Genomic DNA, 2,151 nt, shown 5'->3' with positions numbered 1-2,151 from the left:
GCCAAGGGTTCACCGGGGGTTGGGGTCAACGGGCCCCCTGGGGTCAGGGGCCACCCTCGGTGTGTGCACAGGGTGTGCCCTGGCGACGGAGGGCTTCCCTGCTGGGAAGGCCCTGGAAAGAAACCGTGTCGCTGTGGGCAGGGGGTGTCAGCGGCTACGCAAAGCTTGCGAGGTCCGCACGTCCTGCATAGCGGCGGAAGGCCTAGTCGCCCAGCCTGCCGCCGCGCCCGGCCTTCTTCTCCGAGGTGCGCTTCTTCTCCTCCAGGCGCCTGCGCTTGGAGCCCAGGGTGGGCCGGGTGGCCTTGCGGACCTTGGGCACGAAGGTGAGGGCCTGCAGGCCCGCGCGCAGGCGGCGCACGGCGGCGTCCTTGTTCTGGGACTGGCTGCGGCGCTCGGTGGCCGTGACGGACAGCTCCGTGGGCGGGTGGGTGAGGCGCACGCCGCTGGCGGTGGTGTTGCGGTGCTGGCCGCCCGGACCGGAGGCGATGAAGAACTCCACGTCGCAGACCTTCAGCAGGGCCTCGTCATCCAGGGCGAGGGCCTCCCGGGCGGCCTGGCGGCGTGCTGGGGGAGCGATGGGCAGGGTCGGCGTCATGGCAGTCCTCAAGGTAGCGCCGGGGGGACGCCATCGGTACTGCTCTCCTGACACCTGGCGGTGAAACCGGCAGGAGGAGGGAGCACCCCATCATGATGTACGTCCGGACGTCGGAAGCGCGGGGCCACGCGGAGCACGGCTGGCTCGACACCCACCACACCTTTTCGTTCGCGGACTACTACGACCCGGACTTCATGGGGTTTCGCACGCTGCGCGTCATCAACGAGGACACCGTCGCGCCGCGCCGGGGCTTCGGCAAGCACCCGCACCGGGACATGGAGATCCTCACCTACGTGGTGAGCGGCGCGGTGGAGCACGAGGACAGCATGCGCACGCGCGCCACCATCCGCCCGGGCGAGGTGCAGCGCATGAGCGCGGGCACGGGCGTGGTGCACAGCGAGATGAACCCGCTGGATGCGCCGCTGCACCTCTTGCAGATCTGGCTCCTGCCGGACCGCCAGGGGCTGCCCCCCGGCTACGAGCAGAAGCACTTCGCGCCGGAGGAGCGCCAGGGCCGCCTGCGCGTGGTGGCATCACACGACGGACGGGACGGGTCGCTGACGGTGCACCAGGACGTGGTGCTGTCCGCCACGGAGCTGGGCGTGGGCCAGCGGGTGGAGTACGCGCTCCAGCCCGGCCGCCACGCCTGGCTCCAGGTCATCCGGGGCGAGGCCACGCTCAACGGCGTGGCGCTCAAGGCCGGTGACGGCGTTGCGGTGTCGGAGGAGACGGCGCTGGCCCTGGAGTCGAGGACGCCCACGGAGGCGCTGCTCTTCGACCTGTCCTGAGGCTCGCGCGGGCGCGGGCCCCCGACCTTCACCCTCAGATGAGGTTCAGGTTGAACGTGAAGCCCGTCTTGGCGGCGCGCTTGTCCTCGGCGGTGGCCACGAACTTCACCACGTAGGGCAGCGCGGAGAGCGAGCGGTCCGCCGAGACGCGCACCTGCGCGGTCGTTTCGCCCGGGGCCAGGGTGATGGGGTCGACGGCGAGCCGCGTGGTGACGGAGGGAGTCTCGAGCGTGATGGCGAGCGGGCCGGTGAAGCCCTCCGCGCGCGTCACCGTCACCGTCACCTGGGCGGACTGGCCCGGCGTCAGGTTCACCTGGCGCGGCTCCACGGCGATGGAGAAGTCCGGCTGGGGCTCGGGCGGCTGCAGGATGACCACGGCGATGCCGCTGCTGGCGGTGACGTTGTTGGCGGGGTCCTCGGCGATGAGCTGCAGCGCGCTCACGCCGTAGGCCATGACGGTGGGAGCCACCGTGAGCGTGGCGGTGGCGTTGACGATGGTCTCTCCCTCCGGGAGGGAGAACTCCGGGCCGAAGGTGACGCCCGCGGGGGTGCTCGCCGCGCTGACGCGCACCTCGCCCAGGTTGTCCGCGATGCGCTGGATGGCGATGTCATACGGGACGGAGTCGCCGGGCGCGGCGGTGATGGTGTCCGCGCCTCCCCAGTCCAGATGGTAGTAGGGCCCGTTGCCGCCGCAGCCCAGGGCCAGCGCGCAGGCGAGGATGGCAAGACGGGGGAGGGGACGAAGGAGGACGACTTCGTCACCAAGGT

General features: G+C 71.4%; 3 protein-coding genes. 1 reads left to right on the top strand and 2 read right to left on the bottom strand.

What is annotated here, in order from left to right; genetic code table 11:
• Nucleotides 1-202 precede the first annotated feature (202 nt).
• Complete coding sequence (locus D7W79_RS41470) at nt 203-595, bottom strand: peptide chain release factor family protein (RefSeq protein ID WP_120530690.1); 393 nt, start codon at nt 593-595, stop codon at nt 203-205.
• A 92-nt stretch (nt 596-687) separates the two neighbouring features.
• On the opposite strand from D7W79_RS41470, the gene D7W79_RS41465 reads away from it, so the two are divergent.
• Nucleotides 688-1,383, top strand: a complete 696-nt coding sequence (locus D7W79_RS41465; RefSeq protein WP_120530689.1) for a pirin family protein — start codon at nt 688-690, stop codon at nt 1,381-1,383.
• 34 nt (nt 1,384-1,417) lie between these two features.
• On the opposite strand, the gene D7W79_RS44145 is transcribed toward D7W79_RS41465, so the two are convergent.
• The coding region (locus tag D7W79_RS44145) for a COG1470 family protein (RefSeq protein WP_120530688.1) at nt 1,418-2,151 on the bottom strand (734 nt) is incomplete at its 5' end.

The organism is Corallococcus exercitus (assembly GCF_003611585.1).
GTDB lineage: Bacteria > Myxococcota > Myxococcia > Myxococcales > Myxococcaceae > Corallococcus > Corallococcus exercitus.
This window is presented reverse-complemented; position numbering and strand designations above follow the sequence as displayed.

Coding starts and splice junctions, on each gene's coding strand:
- D7W79_RS41470 (WP_120530690.1), bottom strand. CDS start 595: ATGACGCCGACCCTGCCCATCGCTCCCCCAGCACGCCGCCAGGCCGCC.
- D7W79_RS41465 (WP_120530689.1), top strand. CDS start 688: ATGATGTACGTCCGGACGTCGGAAGCGCGGGGCCACGCGGAGCACGGC.